Source organism: Paraburkholderia sp. CNPSo 3272, assembly GCF_024206495.1.
Lineage (GTDB): Bacteria > Pseudomonadota > Gammaproteobacteria > Burkholderiales > Burkholderiaceae > Paraburkholderia.
This window is the reverse complement of the sequence record NZ_JAMBPQ010000034.1, coordinates 44,733-71,628: the sequence shown is the minus strand read 5'-3', so window position 1 is coordinate 71,628 and position 26,896 is coordinate 44,733. Positions and strand designations below refer to the sequence as shown.

At 64.7% G+C, this 26,896-nt stretch carries 26 protein-coding genes; 14 read left to right on the top strand and 12 right to left on the bottom strand.

Annotation, left to right across the window (positions count from 1 at the left end):
* Position 1 precedes the first annotated feature (1 nt).
* Both M3I53_RS29375 and mpl read right to left on the bottom strand, forming a co-directional pair.
* On the bottom strand, positions 2-577 hold the full coding sequence (locus M3I53_RS29375) for a YqiA/YcfP family alpha/beta fold hydrolase (RefSeq protein WP_254319327.1): 576 nt from the start codon (positions 575-577) through the stop codon (positions 2-4).
* Positions 574-1,965: a UDP-N-acetylmuramate:L-alanyl-gamma-D-glutamyl-meso-diaminopimelate ligase gene (gene mpl, locus M3I53_RS29370; protein ID WP_254319326.1), complete on the bottom strand. Its 1,392-nt coding sequence runs from the start codon at positions 1,963-1,965 to the stop codon at positions 574-576. The genes M3I53_RS29375 and mpl overlap by 4 nt, the downstream gene beginning before the upstream one ends.
* A 248-nt stretch (positions 1,966-2,213) precedes the next feature.
* Between mpl and M3I53_RS29365 the strand changes: the two genes are divergently transcribed.
* From M3I53_RS29365 to M3I53_RS29320, 10 genes are all read left to right on the top strand, one after another.
* A complete protein-coding gene (locus tag M3I53_RS29365) occupies positions 2,214-2,858 on the top strand; it encodes a UDP-N-acetylmuramate--alanine ligase (RefSeq protein WP_254319325.1) in 645 nt (214 codons plus the stop codon).
* 11 nt (positions 2,859-2,869) lie between these two features.
* Entirely contained in the window at positions 2,870-3,433 is a 564-nt protein-coding gene (locus M3I53_RS29360) for a TlpA disulfide reductase family protein (RefSeq protein ID WP_254319324.1), read from the top strand.
* A 194-nt stretch (positions 3,434-3,627) separates the two neighbouring features.
* Positions 3,628-4,080, top strand: a complete 453-nt coding sequence (gene aroQ, locus M3I53_RS29355; RefSeq protein WP_254319323.1) for a type II 3-dehydroquinate dehydratase — start codon at positions 3,628-3,630, stop codon at positions 4,078-4,080.
* A 97-nt stretch (positions 4,081-4,177) separates the two neighbouring features.
* On the top strand, positions 4,178-4,645 hold the full coding sequence (gene accB, locus M3I53_RS29350) for an acetyl-CoA carboxylase biotin carboxyl carrier protein (RefSeq protein WP_254319322.1): 468 nt from the start codon (positions 4,178-4,180) through the stop codon (positions 4,643-4,645).
* Positions 4,646-4,840: 195 nt separating this feature from the next.
* Positions 4,841-6,208: an acetyl-CoA carboxylase biotin carboxylase subunit gene (accC, locus tag M3I53_RS29345; RefSeq protein WP_233882925.1), complete on the top strand. Its 1,368-nt coding sequence runs from the start codon at positions 4,841-4,843 to the stop codon at positions 6,206-6,208.
* 3 nt (positions 6,209-6,211) lie between these two features.
* The gene (gene prmA, locus M3I53_RS29340) at positions 6,212-7,108 is read left to right on the top strand and encodes a 50S ribosomal protein L11 methyltransferase (protein WP_254319321.1); all 897 of its coding nucleotides are present in this window, start codon (positions 6,212-6,214) and stop codon (positions 7,106-7,108) included.
* A gap of 136 nt (positions 7,109-7,244) precedes the next feature.
* Positions 7,245-8,630, top strand: a complete 1,386-nt coding sequence (locus tag M3I53_RS29335) for a DUF3426 domain-containing protein (protein ID WP_254319320.1) — start codon at positions 7,245-7,247, stop codon at positions 8,628-8,630.
* 106 nt (positions 8,631-8,736) lie between these two features.
* Positions 8,737-9,237, top strand: coding sequence for a thiol peroxidase (gene tpx / locus M3I53_RS29330; RefSeq protein WP_042270386.1), 501 nt, complete (start codon positions 8,737-8,739; stop codon positions 9,235-9,237).
* A gap of 119 nt (positions 9,238-9,356) precedes the next feature.
* On the top strand, positions 9,357-10,298 hold the full coding sequence (locus M3I53_RS29325; RefSeq protein ID WP_254319319.1) for a carbohydrate kinase family protein: 942 nt from the start codon (positions 9,357-9,359) through the stop codon (positions 10,296-10,298).
* 43 nt (positions 10,299-10,341) lie between these two features.
* The gene (locus tag M3I53_RS29320; RefSeq protein WP_254319318.1) at positions 10,342-10,818 is read left to right on the top strand and encodes a glycine zipper 2TM domain-containing protein; all 477 of its coding nucleotides are present in this window, start codon (positions 10,342-10,344) and stop codon (positions 10,816-10,818) included.
* A gap of 262 nt (positions 10,819-11,080) precedes the next feature.
* Here the strand turns inward: M3I53_RS29320 and M3I53_RS29315 are convergent, their stop codons facing one another.
* The 7 genes from M3I53_RS29315 to M3I53_RS29285 all read right to left on the bottom strand — a co-directional run bounded on the left by M3I53_RS29315 (position 11,081) and on the right by M3I53_RS29285 (position 19,349).
* Complete coding sequence (locus tag M3I53_RS29315) at positions 11,081-11,659, bottom strand: histone H1-like DNA-binding protein (RefSeq protein WP_069268515.1); 579 nt, start codon at positions 11,657-11,659, stop codon at positions 11,081-11,083.
* Positions 11,660-11,687: 28 nt separating this feature from the next.
* A complete protein-coding gene (locus M3I53_RS29310; RefSeq protein WP_254319317.1) occupies positions 11,688-12,014 on the bottom strand; it encodes a hypothetical protein in 327 nt (108 codons plus the stop codon).
* Positions 12,015-12,107: 93 nt separating this feature from the next.
* Positions 12,108-13,331 (bottom strand): ribonucleotide-diphosphate reductase subunit beta, encoded by a 1,224-nt coding sequence (locus tag M3I53_RS29305; protein WP_254319316.1) that lies wholly within the window; start codon positions 13,329-13,331, stop codon positions 12,108-12,110.
* Positions 13,332-13,885: 554 nt separating this feature from the next.
* A complete protein-coding gene (locus tag M3I53_RS29300) occupies positions 13,886-16,876 on the bottom strand; it encodes a ribonucleoside-diphosphate reductase subunit alpha (protein ID WP_254319315.1) in 2,991 nt (996 codons plus the stop codon).
* Positions 16,877-17,435: 559 nt separating this feature from the next.
* Positions 17,436-18,074 (bottom strand): 1,6-anhydro-N-acetylmuramyl-L-alanine amidase AmpD, encoded by a 639-nt coding sequence (ampD, locus tag M3I53_RS29295; protein ID WP_254319314.1) that lies wholly within the window; start codon positions 18,072-18,074, stop codon positions 17,436-17,438.
* Entirely contained in the window at positions 18,071-18,397 is a 327-nt protein-coding gene (locus M3I53_RS29290; protein ID WP_254319313.1) for a PP0621 family protein, read from the bottom strand. The genes ampD and M3I53_RS29290 overlap by 4 nt, the downstream gene beginning before the upstream one ends.
* A gap of 22 nt (positions 18,398-18,419) precedes the next feature.
* Complete coding sequence (locus M3I53_RS29285; protein ID WP_254319312.1) at positions 18,420-19,349, bottom strand: inner membrane protein YpjD; 930 nt, start codon at positions 19,347-19,349, stop codon at positions 18,420-18,422.
* Between the two features lie 115 nt (positions 19,350-19,464).
* On the opposite strand from M3I53_RS29285, the gene ffh reads away from it, so the two are divergent.
* Both ffh and M3I53_RS29275 read left to right on the top strand, forming a co-directional pair.
* Entirely contained in the window at positions 19,465-20,832 is a 1,368-nt protein-coding gene (gene ffh / locus M3I53_RS29280; protein WP_254319311.1) for a signal recognition particle protein, read from the top strand.
* 146 nt (positions 20,833-20,978) lie between these two features.
* On the top strand, positions 20,979-21,530 hold the full coding sequence (locus tag M3I53_RS29275) for a hypoxanthine-guanine phosphoribosyltransferase (RefSeq protein WP_254319310.1): 552 nt from the start codon (positions 20,979-20,981) through the stop codon (positions 21,528-21,530).
* An 86-nt stretch (positions 21,531-21,616) separates the two neighbouring features.
* Here M3I53_RS29275 and M3I53_RS29270 read toward each other — a convergent pair whose 3' ends face one another.
* On the bottom strand, positions 21,617-22,216 hold the full coding sequence (locus M3I53_RS29270) for a MarC family protein (RefSeq protein WP_254319309.1): 600 nt from the start codon (positions 22,214-22,216) through the stop codon (positions 21,617-21,619).
* A gap of 36 nt (positions 22,217-22,252) precedes the next feature.
* Positions 22,253-23,989 carry a proline--tRNA ligase gene (locus M3I53_RS29265; RefSeq protein ID WP_254319308.1) on the bottom strand — a complete coding sequence of 579 codons (1,737 nt, stop codon included), beginning with the start codon at positions 23,987-23,989 and terminating at the stop codon, positions 22,253-22,255.
* A gap of 265 nt (positions 23,990-24,254) precedes the next feature.
* On the opposite strand from M3I53_RS29265, the gene M3I53_RS29260 reads away from it, so the two are divergent.
* Positions 24,255-24,944 carry an RNA pyrophosphohydrolase gene (locus M3I53_RS29260; protein ID WP_254319307.1) on the top strand — a complete coding sequence of 230 codons (690 nt, stop codon included), beginning with the start codon at positions 24,255-24,257 and terminating at the stop codon, positions 24,942-24,944.
* Positions 24,945-25,063: 119 nt separating this feature from the next.
* Positions 25,064-25,633: a CNP1-like family protein gene (locus M3I53_RS29255; RefSeq protein WP_254319306.1), complete on the top strand. Its 570-nt coding sequence runs from the start codon at positions 25,064-25,066 to the stop codon at positions 25,631-25,633.
* A 103-nt stretch (positions 25,634-25,736) separates the two neighbouring features.
* Here the strand turns inward: M3I53_RS29255 and proB are convergent, their stop codons facing one another.
* Positions 25,737-26,855, bottom strand: a complete 1,119-nt coding sequence (proB, locus tag M3I53_RS29250; RefSeq protein WP_254319305.1) for a glutamate 5-kinase — start codon at positions 26,853-26,855, stop codon at positions 25,737-25,739.
* Positions 26,856-26,896 lie beyond the last annotated feature (41 nt).

The window sequence follows — 26,896 nt, the reverse complement described above, 5'->3', positions numbered from 1 at the left end:
ATCAGGCGCAATCGCAGAAACGGATCACTTCGTCGACGTAATCTGCGAACTCGCTGATGCCATGATCGCTGCCTTCGATCAGGTGTGTGGGCACACCCGGATAGTGCGCGAGCATCTCGCGGTAATCGAGCACTTCGTCGCCGGTCGCGGCGATCAGATAGTAGCGCGCGGGTTGCGTCACCAACGTAACGGCCAGCGCGCGCAACTCTTCCAGGTGACGCGGTTCGACGACGATGCTGCCGCCGCCGTGCCAGAGCGGCTGCTCGCCGAGATACTTCGACAGATCGCGGTCAGGCACCACGGCGGGGTTCAGCAGCGCGGCGCGCCAGCCGTGCTTTTCCGCGAGATGCGTGGCGAAGTAGCCGCCAAGCGAACTGCCGATGAGCGTGACGCGCTCGCCCGGCTTCATTTGCGCGCCGATCTCCTGCTCAGCGAGCGCAATCGCCTCGCGCGGCGAAACCGGCAGCGTCGGGCACAGCCATTCGCCGCTGCGTCCCAGCTCGGCCATGCGCGCCGCCAGGAGGCGCGCCTTGAACGACTGGGGCGACGAGCGAAAGCCGTGCAGATAGACGATCACGCGTTGCTCCGTGCCGAGAGCGCATCGAGCAGCTTTTGATGCACGCCGCCGAAGCCGCCGTTGCTCATCACGAGCACCTGGTCGCCAGGGCGTGCGGCTGCGACGACCGCCTTCACGAGCGCCTCGATATCGTGGAAAGCGCGGGCCTTCTCGCCGAGCGGCGCGAGCGCGCCGGCGAGATCCCAGCCGAGCGCGTCCTTGCCGCTCGGTGCGCCGTAGCCGAACACGAGGTCGGCATCGGCGAGACTGGCGGGCAACTGCGCCTTCATCACGCCGAGCTTCATCGTGTTCGAGCGCGGCTCGAGCACGGCGAGAATGCGCGTGTTTTCGTCACCCACACGCGTGCGCAGGCCGGCAATCGTCGTTTCGATGGCCGTTGGATGGTGCGCGAAGTCGTCGTAGACGGTCACGCCATCAACGCTGCCGCGCACTTCCATGCGGCGCTTCACGTTGCGGAATGTGGCCAGCGAAGCTGCGGCCTGGGCGGGCGGCACGCCCACGCTGCGCGCGGCGGCGATCGCCGCGAGCGCATTCAGGCGGTTGTGCTCACCCTGGATCTGCCAGTCCACCACGCCTGCACGTTCGCTGTTGTGATAGACGGCGAAGCGCTCGTCCACGGCCACGCCGTCTTCCGCCGGCAGCGCCTGCCAGCCGCCATCCACGCCGAAGCGCTCCACGTCGCTCCATACGCCGCGCGTGAGCACGCGTTCGAGCGCGTCCGAGCGGCCGTTCGTGACGATGCGGCCAACGCCCGGAATCGTGCGCACGAGGTGATGGAACTGCGTTTCGATCGCCGCGAGATCGGGGAAGATGTCGGCGTGATCGAATTCGAGGTTGTTGAGCAGCGCCGTGCGCGGACGGTAGTGAACGAACTTCGAGCGCTTGTCGAAGAACGCCGTGTCGTACTCGTCGGCTTCGATCACGAAGAAGCTCGAATCGGTCAGGCGCGCCGACACGCCGAAATTGAGCGGCACGCCGCCGATCAGGAAGCCGGGATTCAGGCCCGCGTCTTCGAGCAGCCACGTGAGCATCGAGCTCGTGGTGGTCTTGCCGTGCGTGCCCGCCACCGCGAGCACCCACTTGTCGCGCAGCACGTGTTCGCCGAGCCACTGCGGACCCGACGTGTACGGCAAGCCGCGATTGAGGATCTCCTCCATCAGCGGGTTGCCGCGCGTGACCACGTTGCCGATCACGTAGAGATCGGGATTGAGTTCGGTCTGGCTCGCGTCGTAACCCTCGATGAGGCGGATGCCCTGCGCTTCGAGCTGGGTGCTCATCGGCGGGTACACGCCGGCGTCGCAGCCGGTCACCGTGTGGCCCGCGCTGCGCGCGAGCACCGCGAGTCCGCCCATGAACGTGCCGCAGATGCCGAGGATATGGATGTGCATAAGCCTGTCGCGCCGCGCGGGCGTCGTGAACGCGTTGATCGGATTGATCGGTTGAAAAGGATGGAGACGCTGGAACGACGGCAGCCCTGCGCCGCCGCAGCAAAGACGGCTATTGTACCCGAGGCCCCGAGCCCTATTGGCTCGACCTCGGCTCCCGCGGCGACGGAAAACTCCTGGCCGCCCCGAGAGCGGCTGCGGCGCAGTGGCCGCCTGCAGGAGCCCAGGGCGATCTCTAGTATCATTAAAGGATGGTTCGCAGATCACATTTCGATCCCCAGCGCGTGCGCGAGGAAATCGCCCTCGCGGCCGCAAGGATGATCGCCGAGGACGGCCTCGACTACGCCACCGCCAAACGCAAGGCAGCCCGGCAAGTCGTGGGGGAAACGCGTATCGAAGGCACCTGGCTGCCCGACAACGACCAGATCGAGGAAGAGATCCGCGAATATCAGGCCCTTTTTCAGAGCGACAGCCAGCCGGCCGTGCTGCGCCGCCTGCGCGAGATCGCGCTCGAGTGGATGCAGCGGCTCGAGGCGTTCAATCCGTTCCTGACCGGTGCGGTGCTCAACGGCACGGCGGGTGAGCACTCCGACATCCATCTGCAGATTTTTTGTGACAACGCGAAGGATGTCGCGATCTGGCTCCTGAACGCGAACGTGCAGTACGACGTGTCGGAAACGCGCCATTTCGCGGCGCGCGGCCTCGTGGAGACACTCAGCTTCATGTGGCGTCCGTCACGCGCCGAGGAACCGGTGGGCATACACGTTGCACTCTACAATACGGACGACTTGCGCGGCGCCGTGCGCGCCGACGCGCGCGGCAGGCTGCCGCGCGCCAATGCGCAGGCCCTCCAGGCGCTGATCGACAAGAGCGGCGCCACTTCTTCCACAACCTGATAACGGCAGCGATGAATACGAAGCGGATTCTGGCCGGCGTGGCAGTGGCGGCAATCGCCGCAGGCGGCGGCATACTGGCTGGACACTGGGCAACGAGCGGCAGCGGCGTGGCCGACGCGGCATCCGTAAGCGCGGCCTCCGCGAGCGGCAAGCAGAATGCGCTCGGCCAGCTCTGGTCGGCCGCGGTGACGAACCCGGACGGCAAGGCGCAATCGCTCGCCATCTACAAGGGCCGGCCGATCGTGGTGAACTTCTGGGCCTCCTGGTGCGGCCCATGCGTCGAGGAAATGCCGGAGCTTTCCGCGCTCCAGCGCGAGTACGCAAAGAAAGGGATTCAGTTCGTCGGCATCGGCGTGGATTCGGCTGCGAACATCAAGACGTTCCTCAAGAAAGTGCCCGTGGACTACCCGATCTACATCGCCGGCTTCGGCGGCGCGGACGTCGCGCGCGCATTCGGCAACAACGCGGGCGGCTTACCTTACACGGTGGTAATCGACGCAAACGGCGCCGTTCGTGCGACAAAATTAGGGCAAATCAAGCCGGAGGAGCTTCGGCACACGCTCGATGCGCTTTGACGCAGCGGAATATTTGACACACACTTAAGCGCCATAACGCAGCTTTTGCCGTGAAATTCCTGTCATTTGACTGAAGATCGGGCTAGCCCCTCGCCGCGAGGCGTAGTCAGGGCCATATCCCCTTATCGGAAAACTAGACAAATTTCTCTAATTGGCGCTAAAGTTCGCGCAATTCCACGGAAAAAGAAGCGACCATGACGCGACTGCTGGTTCTGCACGGCCCCAACCTCAATCTTCTCGGCACCCGGGAACCGGAGGTATATGGGCGCGTGACGCTGCCGCAGATCGATCAGGCGCTCTCGGACCGTGCCGCGGACGCCGGCGTCGAGCTCGCGACCTTCCAGAGCAACCACGAAGGCGCGCTGGTCGACCGCATTCAGTCGGCCCGCACCGAGCAGAGCGACTTCATCCTGATCAACCCGGCCGCGTACACGCATACGAGCGTCGCGATCCGGGATGCACTGGCAGGCGTCGGCATTCCGTTCGTCGAGATTCATCTGTCGAACGTGCATCGCCGCGAGTCCTTCCGGCACCATTCGTATTTTTCCGACCAGGCCGAAGGTGTGATTTGCGGCCTCGGCTGGAAGGGTTATCTCTACGCGCTCGAATACGCGCTCGACCGGCTCGCTGCGCGGTCGGCGGCCTGATTCCGGCGCCGGATGACCGTCAATACCTGAACAACAACCCGTGTCGGGACGCGCGCGCCCCGGCACTTCACGTATTCAAAGTAAAAGGGGCTGCACCATGGATCTACGTAAGCTGAAGACTCTGATCGACCTCGTCTCCGAATCGGGCATCTCGGAGCTCGAAGTGACCGAGGGTGAAGGCAAGGTGCGCATCGTCAAGAACGCGCCGCCCGTTTACGTGCAGCCGGGCCCCGCGCAATACGCGGGGCCGGCCATGGGCGCACCGCTCTCAGCGCCCGCCCATGCCGGCGAAGCCGCCGCTGCGGCTCCCGCCGCGCCCGCCGTGCCGCAAGGCCATGTCGTGACCTCGCCGATGGTGGGCACGTTCTACCGCGCGCCGTCGCCGGGCGCCGACCCGTTTGTCCAGGTTGGCGACACGGTCAAGGAAGGCCAGACGCTTTGCATCATCGAAGCGATGAAGCTGCTCAACGAGATCGAGTCGGACACGGCCGGCGTGGTCAAGGAAATCCTCGTCGAGAACGGTCAGGCAGTCGAATACGGCCAGCCGCTCTACGTGATCGCCTAAGCTTTTCTGCGCGCGGCGGCGGCCTTCCTTTTGGCCGCGCCGCGTTTGTGGCGTTTGGCGCCCCATGACGGCGATGCACGCGACCGATCCTCTGAGTTTTACATGGGATCGCAGTAACCGCTAAAGCGCTAACTCCGATCGACAGGCGTTCGCACATACGACTTGCGACGCCCATTGATGAGTCGAATACCCACCATGTTTGAAAAAATCCTCATTGCCAATCGTGGCGAAATCGCGCTCCGCATCCAGCGCGCGTGCCGCGAACTCGGCGTCAAGACGGTCGTCGTCTATTCGGAAGCCGACAAGGAAGCCAAGTACGTGAAGCTCGCCGACGAGGCGGTCTGTATCGGCCCGGCGCCTTCGAATCTCTCCTACCTGAACATGCCGGCGCTCATCAGCGCGGCCGAAGTCACCGACGCAGAAGCGATCCACCCCGGTTACGGCTTCCTCTCCGAGAACGCCGATTTTGCCGAGCGTGTGGAGCAGTCGGGCTTCACGTTCATCGGCCCGCGCCCGGAAACGATCCGCATGATGGGCGACAAGGTCACGGCGAAGCAGACCATGATCAAAACCGGCGTGCCCTGCGTGCCGGGCTCGGAAGGCGCACTGCCCGACGATCCGAAGGAAATCGTGAAGATCGCGCGCGCGATCGGCTACCCCGTCATCATCAAGGCGGCGGGCGGCGGCGGCGGGCGCGGCATGCGCGTCGTGCACACGGAAGCGGCGCTCGTGAACGCGGTCAACATGACCCGCGAGGAAGCCGGTCGTGCGTTCGGCAACCCGCAGGTCTACATGGAGAAGTACCTCGAGAACCCGCGTCACATCGAGATCCAGATTCTCGCGGACTCGTTCAAGAACGCCGTGTGGCTCGGCGAGCGCGACTGCTCCATGCAGCGCCGCCACCAGAAGGTGATCGAGGAAGCGCCTGCGCCGGGCATCGCGCGCCGCCTGCTCGATCGCATCGGCGATCGCTGCGCCGACGCGTGCAAGAAGATGGGCTACCTCGGCGCGGGCACGTTCGAGTTCCTGTATGAGAACGGCGAGTTCTACTTCATCGAAATGAACACGCGCGTGCAGGTCGAGCACCCGGTCACCGAGCTGATCACGGGTATCGACATCGTGCAGGAGCAGATCCGCATCGCCGCGGGCGAGAAGCTCTCGTTCCGCCAGCGCGACATCCAGTTGAAGGGCCACGCGATCGAGTGCCGTATCAACGCGGAAGATCCGTTCAAGTTCACGCCGTCGCCGGGCCGTCTCACGTCGTGGCACATGCCGGGCGGTCCTGGCGTGCGCGTCGACTCGCATGCCTACAATGGCTATTTCGTGCCGCCGAACTATGATTCGATGATCGGCAAGCTGATCACCTACGGCACCACGCGCGAGCAGGCCATTCAGCGCATGCGCATCGCGCTCTCGGAAATGGTGGTCGAAGGCATCCAGACGAACATCCCGCTGCACCGCGAGCTGATGCTCGACGCGAAGTTCGTCGAGGGCGGCACGAGCATTCACTACCTCGAAAGCCGTCTGGCCGAACGTCAGGCAGTGAAGAAGGACGAAGCGTAATTCATGAGCTACCGGGAACTGATCGTCGAGCTCGAGCGTGACCGCGCGGAAGAACTTTCCGACGCGCTGATCGAGCTTGGCGCCCTCTCGGTGTCGGTGGAAGACGCCGACGCCGACACGCCCGACGAGCAACCGCTCTTCGGCGAACCGGGCTTAACGCCCGATCGCACCGCATGGCAGCATTCGCGCGTGATTGCGCTGATCGGCGCCGATCAGGATCCCGCCGTGCTGCTCATGGCCGCTTCGAACGAACTGGGTCTCCCGCAAACGCCCAAGTTCTCGCTGCGCGAAGTCGAGGAGCAGGACTGGGTGCGTCTGACCCAATCGCAGTTCGACCCGATCCAGATCGGCGAGCGCATCTGGGTCGTGCCGTCGTGGCACGATGCCCCGGACCCGAACGCGCTCGTGCTCGAGCTGGACCCCGGCCTCGCGTTCGGCACGGGCAGCCATCCCACCACGCGTTTGTGCATGGAATGGCTCGAACAGCACGTGCAGCCCGGCAATTCGCTGCTGGACTACGGCTGCGGCTCGGGCATCCTCGCGATCCTCGCGCAGAAGTGCGGAGCGAATCCGGTGATCGGCATCGACATCGACCCGCAGGCGGTGGAGTCGGCTCGCCACAACAGCGAGCGCAATCGCGCGGAGGTCACCTACGGCCTGCCCGACGATTGCCCCGCTGGGGAGTTCGACATCGTCGTCGCCAACATTCTTTCGAATCCGCTCAAGCTGATGGCCTCGATGCTCTCCTCGCGCGTGAAGCCGGGCGGGCGCATCGCACTTTCGGGCATCCTCGCGCGCCAGGCCGAGGAAGTCGCTCAGGTGTACGCGCAGTGGATCGACATCTCGGTCTGGCGCGAACACGAAGGCTGGGTCTGCCTCGCGGGCACGCGGCGCGCATAATTCCTCCCCGCTCCGATCGGGCTCGCGCGAGCCTGATCGCGCCCCAAGCGGCAAGGCCGAAGTCGTAGACTGCGGTGGATTGCCAGTAGAATGCGGGTATCACCAATCCTCCGGTCTACCCAGATCCTCGGCCCACATGCTTCTGGCAACGCGCTGCCCCTTCTGTGAAACCGTATTTCGCATCCAGCCCACGCAGCTCGCCGTGCGCCGCGGCCTCGTGCGTTGCGGACATTGTCAGGAAGCGTTCGATGCGTCGGGCAGTTTGTACGAGATGCCCGAAGGCGGCGACTTCACGCGCGCGGTACCCGTTGCTGCCGAAATTGCGGCCAGCCTGACCTCGCCGCCATCGGAGCCCGCTTCACGTTTTGCTGCGCAGCCCGCTTCGGAACCCGCTTCACAGTTCGAATCGCAGTTCGAATCGCAGTCCGCTTCACAGCCCACTCCGCAGCAGCCCGAGGTTCAGCCTGATCAGGCGAATCAGCCTGCAACAGCGCCATCGCAAGAGCCGCCCCCAACGCTGGGCGCCACTCCCAATTTCACGAATCGCACGTGGGACCCGTGGGCGCCGCCGCAGGACAGCCAGCGTGATCCTCGCCTGAAATACGACGCCGATAAGCTACCAGGGGCAAGCGTTGCCCGAGGCGCCTCGCCTGGCCTTACGCCCGAGCACGAGTCGCGGGTCGCCTTCGACGACGAACCGACGCTCGGGCGCCCACCACAAGATGCGCCGCACGCGCCAGCGGCACCTGCAGCAGCCCCGGTGCCGCCGCCGCAGCAGTCCGCAGCCGCCGAACCCTTCCCGCCCGCCGCGCGCTGGACGCGCAGCGAGCCGAACCTGGGCACGAGCGGCCCGACCGAGCCGACCTTTTCGGCCAACGAAGCATCGGCTGCGGCTCACATGCACGACCCCGAGCCCGCGCTCGGCCCCCGCACCCGCGAAGCCGCACCGGAGCCCGCGTTCAGCGCGCTCTCGCCCAACGACGGCGCCTCACCGTTCGCCGTCACGCGCGAAGCGCCGGCCCGCCCGCGCGGTTCGCGCGGCCTCGTCTGGCGCATTCTCGGCACGCTCATCGCCATTCTGCTGCTCGCGCTGCTCGTCGTGCAACTCGCGTGGTGGCAACGGGAAACGGTCATGGTCTACTGGCCCGACTCGCAGTCGCTCTATCAGCAGGCGTGCGAGCAGCTCGGCTGCCGCGTGCTGCCGCCGCGCGACATCGACGGCCTGCTGGTCGAGCCGTCCGATCTGCGCCAGGTCGACAACGAGCCGCATCACCTCGAACTGAAGGTGCCGTTGCGCAACCGCTTCAACGTGGCGCTCGCGTACCCCGCGATCGAGCTGTCGCTGCTCGACCGGCAGAACAACATCGTCGTGCGGCGGGTGCTGTGGCCGCAGGACTACGTCACGCCCGGCACGTCCATTGAAGCCGGTCTGCCCGCACGCACCACGCAGACCATGATCGTGCGGCTCGACACGGGCGACGTAGTGGCGTCGAACTTCCGCATCGAGATTTTCTACCCCTGATTTGCCGTCTGTGCGCGGGTGCACTGCGGTGCCCCGCGCGTTTCCCGGCGTCCCGCTTCGCGGGGTCGCGCCATTCACCACAACATGCATTCCCGGAGAGCACATCATGAGTCAAGTCACGCTAGGCGGTAACCCGATCGACGTCGCCGGCACCTTCCCGAGCGTCGGCCAGAAAGCCCCGGCCTTCTCGCTCGTCGGAAAGGATCTGAAGCCTGTCTCGCTCGCCGATTTCGCCGGCAAGCGCAAGGTGCTGAACATCGTGCCGAGCCTCGACACGCCGACCTGCGCCACCTCCACGCGCAAATTCAACGAAGCTGCCGCCGGCCTGAGCAACACGGCTGTCGTCGTGATCTCGGGCGACCTGCCGTTCGCCGCCGCGCGCTTCTGCACGACCGAAGGCATCGCCAACGTCGTCACGGCTTCGACCTTCCGCGGCCATGAATTCGCGCAAGCCTATGGCGTGGACGTGACGAGCGGCCCGCTCACCGGCCTCACGGCGCGCGCCGTTGTCGTGCTCGACGAAAACGACAACGTCCTGCACGCCGAGCGCGTGAGCGAAATCAAGAACGAACCGAACTACGACGCCGCACTCGCCGCGTTGAAGTAATCCGGCGGCGGCGCACCCGCGCCTCGCACCTCGCGCCTGCGCTTTCAGGTCAATGCGCACAGGACGCGCAGGCCGGTGCGCCGCCCCTTCCCCTACCACGCCCTACAGGAATGTCCGCCTTGGCTACGCTGATCTGCGGCTCGCTCGCCTACGACAACATCATGACCTTCGAGGGTCGCTTTCGGGAGCACATCCTGCCCGAGCAGGTGCACATCCTGAACGTGAGCTTTCTCGTGCCGACGATGCGCCGCGAGTTCGGCGGCTGTGCCGGCAACATCGCGTACTCGCTGAAACTGCTCGGCGGCGACGCCCGCATCATGGCGACGCTCGGCGCCGCCGACGCGCGCCCCTACCTCGAACGCCTCGACGCGCTCGGCCTCTCGAAGGCGCACGTGCGCGTGCTGGAAGATACGTGGTCCGCGCAGGCGATGATCACGACCGACCTCGAGAACAATCAGATCACCGCGTTCCACCCGGGCGCGATGATGCAATCGCATTTGAACCGCGCCGACGAAGCGCCCGGCATCAAGCTCGGCATCGTCGCGCCGGACGGCTTCGACGGCATGGTCCAGCACGTCGAGCAGTTCGCGAAGGCCGGCGTGCCGTTTATCTTTGATCCGGGCCAGGGTCTGCCGCTCTTCGACGGCGCCTCTTTGCGCCGCGCGATTGAACTTGCGACCTATGTAGCGGTCAACGACTACGAAGCCAACCTTGTCAGCCATCGCACCGGCTGGTCGTTCGACGAAATCGCCAGCCATGTCGACGCGCTGATCATCACGCGCGGCGAGCACGGCTCGCAGATCTACCACAGCGGCAAGATCGAGGAGATTCCTCCGGTCAAGGCCGCTCAGGTGCTCGACCCGACGGGCTGCGGCGACGCTTTCCGCGGTGGCCTGCTCTACGGCATCGAGAACGGCCTCGACTGGGCAACCACGGGGCGTCTCGCGAGCCTGATGGGCGCGCTCAAGATCGAGCATCTCGGTCCGCAAAACTACGCGCCTACGCGAGCGCAGATCAACGAACGGTTCAAGGAGGCATTCGGCTACGAACTGCCGAACTGAACGCGGGAGCCGCACACGAACGGCGCCCATTGGAGCTACGGGAATGAAAATAACAAGTCGTCTGATTGTTGCAGCCATGATCGCGGGGTCGCTCGCGATGTCGGGCTGCGCCTATAACAGCAGTTCCGCCGATGTCTACACGGCCTCGCAGGCGCAGCGCGAGCAATCGGTGCGTATGGCCACGGTCGAAAGCGTGCGCGCGGTGAAGATCAGCGCGAACAACGGCCAGCCTAGCGGCCTTGGCGCGATCGGTGGCGGCGCGCTCGGCGCGGTGGCCGGCAGCCGGATCGGCGGCGGCACGGGCTCGATCGTCACCGGCATCATCGGCGGCATTGCGGGCGCCGTGGCCGGCAACGCGGTCGAGAACGGCGTGGCCATGCGCGACGGCCTCGAGATCACGGTGCGTCTCGACAACGGCGACTATCGTGCCATCACGCAAACCGCCACCGGCGAAGTCTTCAACGCGGGCGACCGCGTGCGGCTGCTCGCGAGCGGCGGCGTGACGCGCGTCACGCACTAACGGTTTCCCCTGTACCGCAGCGGCGCCACGCGCCGGATGCGGAACCTCAGGCGCATGTGCTCCCCTGTGCATGCGCCTTTTTTCATGCCCGCGCGCGGCATGCGTGCGGCCTCACACCGATTACTACGAACTCCAGACGAAAAAATCCCGTCGCGGACACAACCCAGCGACGGGATCGGGATCGAGCCTTGCGCACCATGCCGCCCGGCCCGGCCAACGAAGCGCGCGTACGACGTAGCCTGCGCGCTTCGTCTCGGACTGCTTACGGACGGCTGCCGGTCGGGAACGGCCATGCTGCGGCCGGATTCAGGGCAGTCTTGACCGTTGCTGCGGGCGCGGACGGTTGCGCAGCAGGGGCAGCAGGTGCGGCAGCGGCCTTCGCAGGCGCCTTCTTGGCAGCCTTCTTGGCGGCAGCCTTCTTCGCAGGCGCAGCCTTCTTGGCAGCAGCCTTCTTCGCAGGCGCCTTCTTGGCTGCAACCTTCTTCGCAGCGACCTTCTTGGCGGCGGCCTTCTTCGCCGGCGCTGCCTTCTTCGCAGCAACCTTCTTCACGGCGACTTTCTTGGCTGCAACCTTCTTCGCTGCGGCCTTCTTCGCCGGCGCTGCCTTCTTCGCAGCAACCTTCTTCACGGCGACTTTCTTGGCTGCAACCTTCTTCGCTGCGGCCTTCTTCGCCGGAGCTGCCTTCTTCGCTGCAACCTTCTTCACGGCGACTTTCTTGGCTGCAACCTTCTTGACCGCGACCTTCTTCGCTGCGGCCTTCTTCGCCGGAGCTGCCTTCTTCGCTGCAACCTTCTTCACTGCGGCCTTCTTAGCCGCCGGTTTCTTCTTGGCAGTAGCCATTTTTTTCTCCTTCAGGTTCAGATGAGAGTCAGTTCAAACTACACCCTTCGTCAAAACCCGCTTCCCGCGAACGCTTCTCACGGCGCACGCTGCGAAGCGGGCTATTCATCGGCGTACGCTGATCCCGCGCGCTTACGCTAATGAATGCGGTAAGGCGCGCCGTGCCACGAGGCACAGCGCGCCGAGTCATTCCGGCGTCGGCTACCGACACCGGGCAACGTTCGTTGAAAGCGGCGGCCTCACGACACGCGAAGCCTGCGCGCTTTTCCGGGGGGAAGTTTGCCCATCCCTCTGAAGGGTTCGCAAAGTGCCTGTCACGTCGATGAGCCAACCTGGCTCCGGGCATGCTTTGCATCAGGCGTTCCTGCTCCTAATCATCATGCCGGTCGAGGCGCCTGCACGGCGCCTCGCGGCAACCCCAAAAGACTTGCACCGCAGTGCGCCCGGGTTATTCCCAGGACAGCGCACCGCCCGTCTGATATTCGATTACGCGCGTCTCGAAGAAGTTGCGTTCCTTCTTCAAGTCGATCATCTCGCTCATCCACGGGAACGGATTCTCTTCGTTCGGGAACAGCTGATCGAGACCGATCTGCTGGCAACGGCGGTTGCAGATGAAGCGCAGATAGCTCTTGAACATCGATGCGTTCAGCCCGAGCACGCCGCGAGGCATGGTGTCCTCGGCGTAGCGGTACTCGAGGTCGACCGCATGCTTGAACAGTTCGGTGATCTCCGCACGGAACGCCGGGGTCCACAGGTGCGGGTTTTCAAGCTTGATCTGGTTGATGAGGTCGATGCCGAAATTGCAGTGCATCGACTCGTCACGCAGGATGTACTGGTATTGCTCCGCTGCGCCGGTCATCTTGTTCTGGCGGCCGAGCGCGAGAATTTGCGTGAAGCCGACATAGAAGAACAGCCCTTCCATGATGCAGGCGAACACGATGAGCGACTTGAGCAGATTCTGGTCGGCTTCGAGCGTGCCGGTCTTGAACGACGGATCAGTCAGCGTATGGATGAACGGGATCAGGAACTCGTCCTTGTCGCGGATCGACTTGACCTCGTGGTACGCGTTGAAGATCTCGCCTTCGTCCAGGCCCAGCGACTCGACGATGTACTGGTAGGCGTGCGTGTGGATCGCCTCTTCGAACGCCTGGCGCAGCAGGAACTGGCGGCATTCGGGCGCCGTGATGTGCCGGTAGGTGCCGAGCACGATATTGTTCGCGGCGAGCGAGTCGGCGGTCACGAAGAAGCCGAGGTTGCGCTTGACGACGCGGCGCTCGTCCTCGGTCAGACCGTTCGGGTCCTTCCACAGGGCGATGTCGCGGGACATGTTGATTTCCTGCGGCATCCAGTGGTTCGCGCAGCCCGCCAGGTATTTTTCCCAAGCCCACTTGTACTTGAACGGGACCAACTGATTCACGTCGGTCTGGCCGTTGATGATGCGCTTGTCGGCGACATTCACGCGCGCTTCGGCCGAGACCGGCGCTTGCGGCGGCGGCGCGACGGCGAAGTCGCTGGCGAAGATGTTGGTCGCCGTGGAAGCCTGAGGAGCGGAACGCAGACCAAACTGCACCTCGGCAGCCTGGACAGCCTGACCCGCGGGGTTGCGCATTGCGTTTTGCTGCGCACCGCTCGACGGAGTTACGGCCGTGATCTCGTCATCCCAGTTGAGCATAAATGTCACCATCAATTTAGATCGGTTTGTACCATCTTTTCGTGAGCGATAAAAGGGTTCGCACACGAAAAATCCTGTTTTCGATTCGCGTTGCGACCTCGATACAACACTTTGTTATCGCATCGTGTCGATTGCATCGCGTGAGCACTGTGTAGAGAGCACTGATTCGTGGTGCTCACTTCGCATGTGCGATGTGCTTCGAAGGTCTTCGCGACATCGAGAGCGTGTGTGAAAGACGGTGTTCGCCGCGCGCTTTTCGCTCGCGCTGCGAGTGCGTTTTCACTCGCCGCTCACTGCCTGCCGCGCGCGGCGCTGGAAGCTCGCGCGGCCTTAAGTCTTGTCCCTGCGAGAAACTCCAGGGATTCCTTCCTGTTGCCTCTTTCGCGTACCGCAACGCGCGTGGCGCGAGTTGCCGGGAGAGTCGGCGCGCATTGCGCGCGCCTCGTTCGTTGTTACATCTCGCTAAGACTGCTTCGACTACTGTTTACTACTGATGCGTCGGTCCTCGCATGATGCGAGCGGCGTTGCACCGCGCGCATCATGCGCTGCCAGCTTTACTGGCAAGCCTCGCACTCTTCGAAGCCGGGGTCGCCCGGACGCATCATGCACACCGGACCATCGGCTTCCGGCGCCGCTTCAACCGCGGCTTGCGGTGCGGCCTGCATCGTGGTCGACCCTGCTGCACCGCCGAACGCGCCGCCCGTTGCACCGCCGAACGCGCCGCCTGCATTGCCGCCGCCTTCGCCGCCCGTCGGCACGGCGTTGAGCGCGCCGTGCGCAACCGTCGACTTCTCGACGTGCGTCGCCGCCATCGTGCGCAGGTAGTACGTGGTCTTCAGACCGCGCACCCATGCGAGCTTGTAGATCTCGTCGAGCTTCTTGCCCGATGCGCCCGCCATGAAGATGTTCAGCGACTGCGCCTGGTCGATCCACTTTTGGCGACGCGATGCGGCTTCGACGAGCCACGTCGGGTCGACTTCAAACGCCGTTGCATACACAGCGCGTAGATCGGCCGGCACGCGGTCGATGCGCGAGAGCATGCCGTCGAAGTACTTCAGGTCGGCGACCATGACTTCGTCCCACAGGCCGCGCGCCTTCAGGTCGCGCACGAGGTAGTCGTTCACCACCGTGAATTCGCCCGAGAGGTTCGACTTCACGTAGAGGTTCTGGAACGTCGGCTCGATGCAAGGCGACACGCCGATGATGTTCGAGATGGTCGCGGTCGGTGCGATCGCGATGCAGTTCGAATTGCGCATGCCGTGCGTCGCGATGCGCTCGCGCAGCGACGTCCAGTCCATCGACTCGCTCGAATCGACTTCGACGTAGCCGCCGCGTGCTTCGGCGAGCAGCTTGAGCGTGTCCTGCGGGAGAATGCCGCGATCCCACAGCGAGCCGCGGTAGGTCGAGTAGCGGCCGCGCTCGGCTGCCAGCTCTGTCGATGCCCAGTACGCGTAATAGCAGACGGCTTCCATCGAGCGGTCGGCGAACTCCACGGCTTCCTGCGAAGCAAACGGCGTGCGCAGAACGTGCAGGCAGTCCTGGAAGCCCATGATGCCCATGCCCACCGGACGGTGCTTCAGGTTCGAGTTGCGCGCCTTCGACACCGCGTAGTAGTTGATGTCGATGACGTTGTCGAGCATGCGCATCGCCACGCTGATGGTGCGCTTGAGCTTGTCGTGGTCGAGCGCGAACGTGCCGTCGGCCTGCTCCACCATGTGCGCGACCAGGTTCACCGAGCCCAGGTTACACACGGCGATTTCGCTGTCGCTGGTGTTCAGCGTGATTTCCGTGCACAGGTTCGACGAGTGGACGACGCCCACGTGCTGCTGCGGCGAACGGATGTTGCACGGATCCTTGAACGTGATCCACGGATGGCCGGTTTCGAACAGCATGCCGAGCATCTTGCGCCACAGTTGCGCGGCCGGCAGCTTCTTGAACAGCTTGATCTCGCCGCGCGCGACCTTCTCTTCGTAAGCCGTGTAAGCCTGTTCGAACTCGGCGCCGAACTTGTCGTGCAGATCCGGGCAGGTCGAGGGCGAGAAGAGCGTCCAGTCGCCGCCTTCCATCACGCGCTTCATGAACAGGTCGGGAATCCAGTTCGCCGTGTTCATGTCGTGGGTGCGGCGGCGGTCGTCGCCCGTGTTCTTGCGCAGCTCGAGGAATTCTTCGATGTCGAGGTGCCACGATTCCAGGTAGGCGCACACCGCGCCCTTGCGTTTGCCGCCCTGGTTCACGGCGACGGCCGTGTCGTTCACGACCTTCAGGAAGGGAACGACGCCTTGCGACTTGCCGTTGGTGCCCTTGATGTGCGAGCCGAGCGCGCGCACGCGCGTCCAGTCGTTGCCCAGACCGCCGGCGAACTTCGAGAGCAGCGCGTTGTCCTTGAGCGCTTCGTAGATGCCGTCGAGGTCGTCGGCAACCGTCGTGAGGTAGCACGACGAGAGCTGCGAGCGGTGCGTGCCCGAGTTGAACAGCGTGGGCGTGGACGACATGAAGTCGAACGACGAGAGCACGTTGTAGAACTCGATCGCGCGCGCTTCGCGGTCGATCTCGTTGAGCGAGAGGCCCATCGCGACGCGCATGAAGAATGCTTGGGGCATTTCGATGCGCGTGCCGCCGACGTGCAGGAAGTAGCGGTCGTACAGCGTCTGCAGGCCGAGGTAGCCGAACTGCAGGTCGCGGCTTGCGTCAAGCGCGTTGCCGAGACGCTTTAGGTCGAATTGCTGGAGCTTGTCGTCGAGCAGGCCCGCTTCCACGCCGCGCTTGATGAACTGCGGGAAGTAGTCGGCGTAACGCACGGCCATTTCGGCTTGCGTCACTTCTTCTTCCAGAATTTCGCGACGGATCGTGTGCAGCAGGATGCGCGAAGTCACCTGGCTATACGCCGGGTCCTTTTCGATCATCGTGCGCGCGGCGAGGATGGCCGAGTCGTAGACCTGGCTCATCGGCACGCCTTCGTACAGATTCTTGACCGTCTCCGCGACGATCGGGTCGGCGTTGACCGCGTCGCCGAGACCGTCGCACGACGAGGCGATCAGCGCGCGCAGCGCCTGCATGTCGAGCGGGCGCGTGACGCCGTTGTCCGTGACGTTGATGCCGGGCGCTGCGCTCGCTGCCGTTTCCGGCGCGTGGGCGCGCTCCTGGTTGCGCTTCTCGCGATACAGCACGTAGGCGCGCGCGACGTTGTGCTCGCCGCCGCGCATCAGCGCGAGTTCGACCTGATCCTGGATGTCTTCGATATGGAACGTGCCGCCGTTCGGGCGGCTGCGCACGAGTGCGCGCACGACATTCTGCGTGAGCTGCTCGACGAGCTCGCGAATGCGCGCCGAAGCCGCGCCCTGGCCGCCGTTCACGGCGAGGAAGGCCTTCGTCATCGCGATCGCGACTTTCGAAGGTTCGAACGACACCACGCTACCGTTGCGGCGAATCACCTTGTGGTCGGCGAACTGCTGCGCGCTCGTCTGGCCGTCTTGCGGTTGGCCACCCAGCGTGTGCGCGGCGGGCGCGCCTTCATACCGGGTCGAGACGTTATCGGTCGTTTGCATGTGCAAAGCTCCTGGGTCCTGGAAAGGTGCGAAGAGAGTTCGCGGATTAAGACGGACGCCGACGTCGTGCCCCCGTGTGCACGCTCGATCGGGCAGAGAAAAAAGTCCAGCCTGGCGAGGCTGCCGGATGCGACAAGGCAGATGAATCACGGACTGCTTGGGTCTTCATCGTGGATGTCGCGATCATTGGCTGTACCTTCTCTCTCGATTACAGCCGGTGCGCCGGTTCTCTCGGCCGACGGCACCGTACAAAGTTTCTGTTTTTTCTATGCCGGTAACGCGCGCGGCGCCTTGCTCGTGAAGCGGGGCGCCGCGGTACAACACAACATATGGTGTGAAGCCTTGTTTCAGGTACAAAGTATAGTGGAAGAAACTGTACGATCAAACGGCTTTTTTTGCTGGTCCTATCTTGACAAGACCACAAGCCAAGCAGCGCGGGCCTTGGCGGCAAATACCCCTTCGAATGGTCTACGAGGCGCGCGCGAAGACCCTGCGTTCGCGCGCGAAAGGTGCTTATTTCTTGTGCAGCCGGAGAGGGCTCAGCAGACGTTCGAGCGTGTCACGACGCCGCGTTCTGCGCACCGTGCCCCTGGATATAGGGGAAGCTGGCATCGGCGAGCTGCGTATCGTGTTTGAGGCGTGCCCAGTCGAAGTGCGGGCCGGGATCGGTCTTGCGCCCGGGCGCGATGTCCGAATGGCCCGCTAGCGCCTCGATCGGATAGTGCGCGACGAGCGCCTTCACGAGAGCCGCGAGCGTCGCGTATTGCGGCGCCTCGAAGGCCGTCGTGTCGCTGCCTTCCAGTTCGATGCCGATGGCGAAATCGTTGCAGCGCTCGCGCCCGAAGAAGCTCGACGCGCCCGCGTGCCACGCGCGCTCGTCACAGGAGACGAACTGCTCGAGCGTGCCATCGCGATGAATGACGAAGTGCGCCGAGACGCGCACGCCGCGCAGGTTGGCGTCGAAGTACGGATGCGCGTCGCAGTCGAGGCGGTTGAGAAAGAGATCGGCGATCTCGGGGCCGCCGAAGACGTTGGGCGGCAGGCTGATGTTGTGGACGACGATGAGCGTCGGCACGGCGCCTGGCGGGCGGGCCTCGAAGTTGGGCGAAGGCAGGTGGCGCGCGCCGGGCACCCAGCCCTGCGCATCGACTGCGTACGCGCGCGATCCCGGCAGTCCTGGCGATCCAGCAGCGCTCATCGTGCGGGGCGATCCTGGGCCGTGGTGCGCGCGTCCCAGACACGCGCGTGCTCGGAGCTGCAGAACGAGCGCGCGCCCACATTCACCGATTCACTGCGCGGCGCATGCACGCCACACTCGGCGCAGCGCACCATCGGCTCTGGCAGCGCAGCCTTGCTGCTCGCGCTCGCGCCGCCTTTGGCGTTGCGCGCGGCGCCCTGCCCCGGCTGCGCGCCCTGCTCTGGCTGCGCACCGGCACGCGTTTGCGTCTGCGCACGGCGCAGCGCCTTGACGAACCACTGTCCGACCACGAACAGCAGGACGAGGAGAAGAATCTGTCTCATCGGAACACGCGACTCACACGACTCAAACCACAGGGCGGTGCAGCAGCACCTCGAAGACGAAACGGCTGCCCACATAGGCGAGCAGCAAGGCGATAAACGATGCGATCACCCAGCGCAGCGCAGCGCGGCCGCGCCAGCCGGAAATCTTGCGCGCGGTGAGCAACGCACCGAACATCAGCCACGAGAGAATCGCGAAGACGGTCTTGTGATCGAGCGAAAGCGGCCGGTCGATCAACTGCTCGCTGAACACGATGCCCGAGACGAGCGTGGCCGTGAGCAGCACGAACCCCGCGCCGATCAGGCGGAACAGCAGCTTTTCCATCGTGAGGAGCGGCGGCAGCGTCTCGATCCAGTTCGAGAGCCAGCCACCGCCGCGATTGCTCGCGTTGCGCTGGAAGCCGGCGCCCTTCAGGGCATGCAGCCGGCGCTCGACGGCGAGCATCAGCACCGCATGCAACGCGGCGATCGCGAAGAGCCCGTAGGCGATGTTCGCGATGACGAAGTGCAGCTTGAACATCGGCGCGGCCGCATAGGGCAGCACGCGCACGCCGCCGAACGCGAGCGGCAGGATCGACGCGACGCCCGCCAACGGCAGCAGCAATAGACGCAGGCCGTCGAGCGCAAAGAAAAAGCTCTCGATCCAGTAGATGCCGGCCCCGAGCCAGAACATGGCCGACAACGCGAAGGCGAAGCCGAACACCATTTCATTGGCAGGGAAGATCGTCATGTGCAGGAGCACGCCGTGCGCGGCGAGCGCGACGAAGAGCAGCGCACGCGAAAGCGGGCCGAAGGTCCGCGCGCGCAGGGCGTCGCCGCCCGCGCCGAGCGTCACTGGAACGGGCGGCACGCTGCCGAGCAGCGGCGCGGCGCCCGCGCGGCGCAGCGCGCGCCAGTCGGCGGCGCACAATCCGCCGTACAGGAGCACGGTGAGGGCATACAGTACAATATCCATGTTCGAAGTTTACTATAGGCCCCTGGCCGCGCGCTCACGTAACGAATCGGCGACGAAACGCGGCGCATTCCCGTTTTGCGCGCGCGGGCCGGGCCGCACTGCTCACCGCCTCCCAATGCTCGACAATCTCACTCAACGGATGGCGCGCGTCGTCAAGACGCTGCGCGGCGAAGCCCGGCTGACCGAAGCCAATACGCAGGAAATGCTGCGCGAGGTGCGTCTCGCCCTGCTCGAAGCGGACGTGGCGCTGCCCGTCGTGCGCGAATTCATCGCCAAGGTGAAGGAGAAGGCGCTCGGCGAGGAAGTGATCTCCAGCCTCTCGCCTGGCCAGGCGCTCGTCGGCGTGGTGCAGCGCGAGCTGACCGCCGTGATCGGCGGCGACTACGAAGGCCGTGCCGCCGAACTCGATCTCGCCGTCACGCCGCCTGCCGTCATCCTCATGGCGGGTCTGCAGGGCGCCGGCAAGACCACCACCACCGGCAAGCTCGCCAAGCTCCTGCGCGAGAAGTACAAGAAGAAGGTCCTCACCGTATCGTGCGACATCTACCGCCCTGCGGCTATCGCGCAGTTGAAGACGGTGACGGAACAGGTCGGCGCCGACTTCTTCCCCTCGCAGCCGGACCAGAAGCCCGTCGACATCGCCGCCGCGGCGGTCGACTGGGCCAAGCGCCACTATCACGACGTGCTGCTCGTCGACACGGCCGGCCGCCTCGGTATCGACGAGGCGATGATGAACGAGATCACCGCGCTGCACGCCGCGCTCAAGCCCGCTGAAACGCTGTTCGTGGTCGACGCCATGCTCGGCCAGGACGCGGTCAACACCGCGAAGGCGTTCAACGACGCCCTGCCGCTCACCGGCGTCGTGCTCACCAAGCTCGACGGCGACTCGCGCGGCGGCGCGGCGCTCTCCGTGCGCCACATCACGGGCAAGCCCATCAAGTTCGTCGGCGTCGCGGAAAAGCTCGACGGCCTCGAGGTGTTCCACCCGGACCGCATGGCGAACCGTATTCTCGGCATGGGCGACATTCTTGCGCTCGTCGAGGAAGCGCAGCGTGGCGTGGACGTCCAGGCCGCGCAAAAGCTCGCCGACAAGGTCAAGAAAGGCGGCGACTTCGACCTCAACGACTTCCGCGCGCAGCTCTCGCAGATGAAGAGCATGGGCGGCCTGTCGTCGCTCATGGACAAGCTGCCCGCTCAGTTCCAGCAGGCCGCCTCGGGCGCCAACATGGGCCAGGCGGAGAAGCAGATGCGCCGCATGGAAGGCATCATCAACTCGATGACGCCCGCCGAGCGAGCCAAGCCAGAACTCATCAAGGCCACGCGCAAGCGCCGCATTGCGGCGGGTGCGGGCGTGCAGGTTCAGGAAGTGAACCGCATGCTCAACCAGTACGAGCAGATGCGCACGATGATGAAGAAGCTCAAGGGTGGCAACCTGCAAAAGATGATGCGCGGCATGAAGGGCATGATGCCCGGCATGCGCTGACCCTGCGGGCCGCGCGGCGCACATCGCGCGCACGGCGGCCCCACTCGACGCGGTGCGCGACGGACCAATGCGCGGGTTTATGCTGTAGCGCGCGCCGCCGTTATTTTCCACACTTCAATAGCTACAGCTACCTTCCCGCCAGAGTCATGAATCGCGAAGAAGCCCTGCACATTTTCCGCCACTCCGAAGAGATCGTTTCGGAAGGCGACGTCAATGCGTCGATCGGCCGGATGGCCGACGCCATCCGTGCCGAGATCAGCGAGGACTTCCCGCTCGTGCTGTCGGTGATGGGCGGCGCCGCCGTGTTCACCGGCATGCTGCTGCCGCACCTCGACTTCCCGCTCGAGTTCGACTACATCCACCTCACGCGCTACCGCAACGCGATCAAGGGCAGCGCCGAGATGCAGTGGCGCGTGGCGCCGCGCGAGTCGGTGAAGGACCGTGTGGTGCTCGTGCTCGACGACATCCTCGACGAAGGCGAGACCATGGCCGCGATTCGCGACCGCATCATGGACATGGGCGCGAAGCGTTTCCTCTCGGCCGTCCTGTGCGAGAAGACCCTCACCAAGGCCAAGCCGTTGCATCCCGACTACTGCGGCTTTTCGGTGCCGGACCGCTACGTGTTCGGCTGCGGCATGGACGCCAAGGGTTACTGGCGCAATCTGCCGACCATCCGCGCGCTGACCGAAGGCGCGTGAAGCGCGCGTCGACTGTCCGACGCCCATGAAAAAAAGCAGCCCGCGGGCTGCTTTTTTGTTGCCTGCGACGCCCGCTGCACGCGGCGTCAGAGGTGATGCACGAAGTTGGCGATTCCCGCCAGGATCATCTCCACCGATATCGCCACGAGCACGAGGCCCATCAGCCGCTCGAAGGCTGTCACCACGCGCTCGCCTAGCAACTGCTGGATGCGCTCCGCCATCACCAGCACCACCGCGCAGATCACCATCGTGACGACGAGTGCGGCCACCCATTCATAAAGTTTGCCGGGCGCCTGCGAGGTGAGCAGCATGACCGTGGCAAGCGCCGAAGGGCCGGCCAGCGCAGGAATCGCGAGCGGCACGATGAGCGGCTCGCCGCCCTTGTCGCCGCCGCCGAACGGGCCGCCCGGATGCGGAAAGATCATGCGCAGCGCGATGAGGAACAGCACGATGCCGCCGCCGATGCGCAGCGAGGTATCCGTGAGCCCCATCATGCGCAGGAAGCTGTTGCCGGCGACCATGAAGATCAGCAGGATCACGAACGCAATCGCGACCTCGCGCAGGATCACGATGGCGCGGCGCTGCTTGGCAACGCCGCGCAGGCAACTAATGAAGAGCGGAATATTCCCGAGCGGGTCGGTGATGAGGAGCAGCAGGACCGTAGCGGACAGAAAACTGTACTCCACGCTCGCAGTGCTCCTTTAACCGTGATGGGGTCGTCGTTAAACTGCGAGCGCCGCGCGGATCTTCTGCGCCACCGTCTGCGCGGCCTCATCGGCCGGCAGCAGCGTCGCTTCGGTATCGCGGCGGCCCTGGTACTCGATCTTGCCGTCCTTCAGGCCGCGCTCGCCGATCACGAGACGATGCGGCACGCCGATCAGCTCCCAGTCGGCGAACATCACGCCCGGGCGCTCGCCGCGGTCGTCGAGAATCACGTCCACGCCCGCTTCGAGCAGTTCGTTGTAGACGCGCTCGGCGTGCTCGCGCACGAGCTCGCTGCGGTCCATGCCCATCGGGCACACGACGACCTGGAACGGCGCGATCGACTCAGGCCAGATGATGCCCTTCTCGTCGAAGTTCTGCTCGATGGCTGCACCGAGGATACGCGTGACGCCAATGCCGTAGCAGCCCATCTGCATCGGCGCAGGCTTGCCGTTCTCGGCGAGGAACGTGGCGTTCATCGCTTCCGAGTACTTCGTGCCGAGCTGGAACACGTGGCCCACTTCGATGCCGCGGCAGATGTCGATCACACCCTTGCCGTCCGGCGAGGGATCGCCCTTCTTCACGTTGCGGATGTCGGCAACGACCGGCTCCGGCAGATCGCGGCCCCAGTTCACGCCCGTGGTGTGGAAATCGACTTCGTTCGTGCCCACTACGAAATCGCTCATGTTCGCGACCGTGCGATCGGCGATCACCTTGACCGGCTTCTTCGTGCCCAGCGGACCGAGGTACCCGGGCGGCGTGCCGAACCACTCGACGATTTCCGCTTCGGTCGCGAAGCGGAAGCCGCTCAGGCCTTCGAGCTTGCCGACCTTGATCTCGTTCAGATCGTGGTCGCCGCGCAGCATCAGCAGCCAGATCGTGGGCTCGGCGCCTTCGTTATCCGTCGCGAGGATGATCGACTTGATCGTGCTTTCGAGCGGGATGCCGAGCAGTTCAGCCACAGCCTCGCATTTCGCCGCGCCCGGCGTGGGCGTCTTCGTGAGCGCTTGCGTGGGGGCACCGCGCTGCGCGATGAGCGGCAGCGCTTCGGCGGCTTCGACGTTGGCCGCGAAGTCAGAGGTCGGGCAGTAGGCGATGTCGTCCTCGCCCGTTTCCGCGATCACGTGGAATTCGTGCGAGCCGCTGCCGCCGATCGAGCCGTTGTCGGCCGCGACTGCGCGGAACTGCAGGCCGAGACGCGTGAAGATGCGCACGTAAGCGTCGTACATCTTCTGGTACGAGAGCTTGAGACCTTCGACGTCCTTATCGAACGAGTACGCGTCCTTCATGATGAATTCCCGCCCGCGCATCACGCCGAAACGGGGACGGATTTCGTCGCGGAACTTCGTCTGCACCTGGTAGAAGTTCACCGGCAGTTGGCGATAGCTCTTGATCTGGCCGCGCGCGATGTCGGTGACGACCTCTTCGTGCGTCGGGCCCATCACGAAGTCGCTCTGCTTGCGATCCTTGAAGCGCAGCAGTTCCGGCCCGTATTGTTCCCAGCGACCCGATTCCTGCCACAGCTCCGCCGGCTGCACGGCCGGCATGAGCAGCTCGATCGCGCCGGCGCGGTTCATTTCCTCGCGCACGATCTGCTCGACCTTGCGGATCGAACGCAGACCGATCGGCAAATAGTTGTAAATGCCGCCAGCGATGCGACGGATCATGCCCGCGCGGACCATCAGCTTGTGGCTGACGATTTCCGCGTCAGCGGGCGCTTCCTTCAGGGTGCCGATAAAGAAACGGGAGGCTTTCATTCAAATTATCCAAAAGCGGCGGCCCGGTGCAGACCGCCCGAAGAAGTGACCAACGGAGGAGTTCACGAACCCGCCATTATGACAACGTGCCGCGTGCCGCGCCGATGACGCGGGCCAGATGCCAAGCCGATCGCGCCCCGAGACCGTTTTGCGCGGTCGCGGCCATTCGCTCAACTTTCCGGACGGCGGGTCACGGACGGCGGGTGCGTGAGGGCCGTTATCTGTTTATAATCAAAGCAATTTTAAAGGATTCGAAGGTGGTTGTATGCTGGATCGTGAGGGGTTTCGCCCGAACGTCGGCATCATCCTCTTGAACGCGCGAAACGAGGTGTTTTGGGGCAAGCGGGTTCGCGAACATTCCTGGCAGTTTCCGCAAGGGGGCATCAAATATGGTGAAACCCCTATGCAGGCAATGTTTCGGGAGTTGCACGAAGAAACCGGTTTGCATCCGGAGCACGTCAAGATCGTCGGTCGCACACGCGACTGGTTGCGTTATGAGGTGCCGGACAAGTTCATCAAGCGCGAAGTGCGCGGTCATTATCGCGGCCAGAAACAGATCTGGTTTCTGCTGCGTATGGTCGGGCGCGACTGCGATATCTGCCTGCGGGCAACGGAGCATCCCGAGTTCGATGCGTGGCGCTGGAATGAATACTGGGTGCCGCTCGAGGCGGTCATCGAGTTCAAGCGCGACGTCTATCAGCTCGCGCTGACCGAACTCTCGCGCTTCCTGCGCCGGCCCGCGCCGCGTCAGGAGCGCCTGAGCGTGCAGGCTCACGAGGTGCGCTACCCGCGCATCGTGACGTCGGCGCATGCAGACGCGGTGCACGCCGAGCCGTATGAGGCCGCATCGGAAGGCGTACTCGAACGTACTTCGCGTACGTCGATCGAAAGCGATTGCGCGTCGGCGCAGAGTATCATCGAGCCTGCGCAGGACGAGCAGGATCAAGGGGCTTGAGCCAACGCAAAGAACGCCCGAACCGGCGGGGCCCGGCGCATCACGCGCCAGGCCCCGCCGGTTCGCATTCGCGGCGCAGTTCGTTCGTAACGCGCGCCCGTGCTTCGAGGAAAACCAATTTGAAACGATTTGCTCTTGCTGCGGCATGCGCCGCAGGCGGTGTGCTGCTTGTATCAGGACTGGCCGCGTGCTCCAGTTCCGGTCCCACGAACAAGGACGACAGCGCGTTCGTCTACCTTCTGGACCGCAAGGGCGAATGGCAGGAGAACAAGCTCGAAGGCCTGCCGGCGCTGCCGCAGGCAGGCGCGACGCTGCTGCCGTTCGACGTCTCGAACAATTCGCCGCTCAAGTTCGCCGTCGATCCTGCCTCGCTCACGGTCGGCACGGACGGCGTCGTGCGCTACACGATCGTCATCACGAGCCCGACTGGCGCCCGTAACGTGAACTACGAAGGGATTCGTTGCGACACCTACGAGTGGCGCCTCTACGCGAGCCTCGACGCCGATCACAACGGCTGGGACCAGACCGTCGCGAACAACTGGTCGCGCATCGAGAACGGCACGCTCAACGCGTACCAGTCGAGGCTCTATCAGGACTACTTCTGCGCCAACAAGATGCCGATCGCGAAGGCGTCGACCCTCATCGAAAATCTACGCTACGGCCGCACGCAGTCGACGCTGGTGCGTTAAGTCGCGCCCCGACATGCTTCGATGGGCATGAAAAAGCCGCTGCGGCCTTTGGCCACAGCGGCTTTTTGACTTTTGGCGCTGCGCGGCTGCCCGGGAACGCCCGTCAAACCAGCACGAGATTGTCGCGGTGAATCAGTTCCGGCTCGAGCATATAGCCCAGGATGCCCTCGATCTCGCCGCTCGGATGACGCTGGATCAGCTTGGTTTCCGCGCTGCTGTAGTTGGTGAGCCCTCGCGCCACTTCTACGCCCGCGCCGTTCAGGCAAGCGATCACTTCGCCGCGCGCGAATGCACCCTGCACGCCCGTCACGCCGATCGGCAGCAGGCTCTTGCCGTCCGCCGTGAGCTTCTGCACCGCGCCGTCGTCGATCACGACGTGGCCGCGCACCTGCAGGTGGTCGGCCATCCACTGCTTGCGCGCCGCCATGCGCGCCGTGCGTGCGATGAGCTGCGTGCCGATCGCCTCGCCTGCAGCCAGACGCACGAGCACTTGCGCTTCGCGCCCGCTCGCGATCACCGTATTCGCGCCGCTATGCGCGGCGCGCTTGGCCGCGAGGATCTTGGTGAGCATGCCGCCGCGGCCGATGCTCGACCCCGCGCCGCCCGCCATTGCCTCGAGCTCCGGCTTGCCTGCATCGGCTTCCTGCACGAGCGTCGCGCCGGGGTCCTTGCGCGGATCGGCCGTATACAGGCCGCTCTGGTCGGTGAGGATGATGAGCGCGTCGCCTTCGATCAAATTCGCGACGAGCGCGCCGAGCGTGTCGTTGTCGCCGAACTTGATTTCGTCGGTGATCACGGTGTCGTTCTCGTTGATGATCGGCACGACGCCGAGGCGCAGCAGCGTGAGCAACGTCGAGCGCGCATTCAGATAGCGTTCGCGGTCCGCCAGATCCGCATGCGTGAGCAGAATCTGCGCAGTGCGGATGTCGTGCTCGGCAAAGCGGCTCTCGTAGACCTGCGCGAGCCCCATCTGCCCGACTGCCGCGGCGGCCTGAAGCTCGTCGATCTCGCGCGGCCGCCTGGTCCAGCCGAGCCGTTGCATGCCTTCGGCGATCGCGCCCGAACTCACGAGCACGACTTCCTTGCCCTGCGCACGCAGCGCCGCAATCTGCTCGGCCCAGCGGCCGATTGCCGCATGATCGAGCCCGCGGCCGTCGTTGGTGACGAGGCTCGAACCGACTTTCACTACCAGACGCCGCGAATCGGCGATGACGGAACGCATGCTGCGCGGTCTCCCAAATGACTGATGACGCGTGAAGTTTC

Coding starts and splice junctions, on each gene's coding strand:
- mpl (WP_254319326.1), bottom strand. CDS start 1,965: ATGCACATCCATATCCTCGGCATCTGCGGCACGTTCATGGGCGGACTC.
- M3I53_RS29365 (WP_254319325.1), top strand. CDS start 2,214: ATGGTTCGCAGATCACATTTCGATCCCCAGCGCGTGCGCGAGGAAATC.
- M3I53_RS29360 (WP_254319324.1), top strand. CDS start 2,870: ATGAATACGAAGCGGATTCTGGCCGGCGTGGCAGTGGCGGCAATCGCC.
- aroQ (WP_254319323.1), top strand. CDS start 3,628: ATGACGCGACTGCTGGTTCTGCACGGCCCCAACCTCAATCTTCTCGGC.
- accB (WP_254319322.1), top strand. CDS start 4,178: ATGGATCTACGTAAGCTGAAGACTCTGATCGACCTCGTCTCCGAATCG.
- accC (WP_233882925.1), top strand. CDS start 4,841: ATGTTTGAAAAAATCCTCATTGCCAATCGTGGCGAAATCGCGCTCCGC.
- prmA (WP_254319321.1), top strand. CDS start 6,212: ATGAGCTACCGGGAACTGATCGTCGAGCTCGAGCGTGACCGCGCGGAA.
- M3I53_RS29335 (WP_254319320.1), top strand. CDS start 7,245: ATGCTTCTGGCAACGCGCTGCCCCTTCTGTGAAACCGTATTTCGCATC.
- tpx (WP_042270386.1), top strand. CDS start 8,737: ATGAGTCAAGTCACGCTAGGCGGTAACCCGATCGACGTCGCCGGCACC.
- M3I53_RS29320 (WP_254319318.1), top strand. CDS start 10,342: ATGAAAATAACAAGTCGTCTGATTGTTGCAGCCATGATCGCGGGGTCG.
- M3I53_RS29315 (WP_069268515.1), bottom strand. CDS start 11,659: ATGGCTACTGCCAAGAAGAAACCGGCGGCTAAGAAGGCCGCAGTGAAG.
- M3I53_RS29310 (WP_254319317.1), bottom strand. CDS start 12,014: ATGCAAAGCATGCCCGGAGCCAGGTTGGCTCATCGACGTGACAGGCAC.
- M3I53_RS29305 (WP_254319316.1), bottom strand. CDS start 13,331: ATGCTCAACTGGGATGACGAGATCACGGCCGTAACTCCGTCGAGCGGT.
- M3I53_RS29300 (WP_254319315.1), bottom strand. CDS start 16,876: ATGCAAACGACCGATAACGTCTCGACCCGGTATGAAGGCGCGCCCGCC.
- ampD (WP_254319314.1), bottom strand. CDS start 18,074: ATGAGCGCTGCTGGATCGCCAGGACTGCCGGGATCGCGCGCGTACGCA.
- M3I53_RS29290 (WP_254319313.1), bottom strand. CDS start 18,397: ATGAGACAGATTCTTCTCCTCGTCCTGCTGTTCGTGGTCGGACAGTGG.
- M3I53_RS29285 (WP_254319312.1), bottom strand. CDS start 19,349: ATGGATATTGTACTGTATGCCCTCACCGTGCTCCTGTACGGCGGATTG.
- ffh (WP_254319311.1), top strand. CDS start 19,465: ATGCTCGACAATCTCACTCAACGGATGGCGCGCGTCGTCAAGACGCTG.
- M3I53_RS29275 (WP_254319310.1), top strand. CDS start 20,979: ATGAATCGCGAAGAAGCCCTGCACATTTTCCGCCACTCCGAAGAGATC.
- M3I53_RS29265 (WP_254319308.1), bottom strand. CDS start 23,989: ATGAAAGCCTCCCGTTTCTTTATCGGCACCCTGAAGGAAGCGCCCGCT.
- M3I53_RS29260 (WP_254319307.1), top strand. CDS start 24,255: ATGCTGGATCGTGAGGGGTTTCGCCCGAACGTCGGCATCATCCTCTTG.
- proB (WP_254319305.1), bottom strand. CDS start 26,855: ATGCGTTCCGTCATCGCCGATTCGCGGCGTCTGGTAGTGAAAGTCGGT.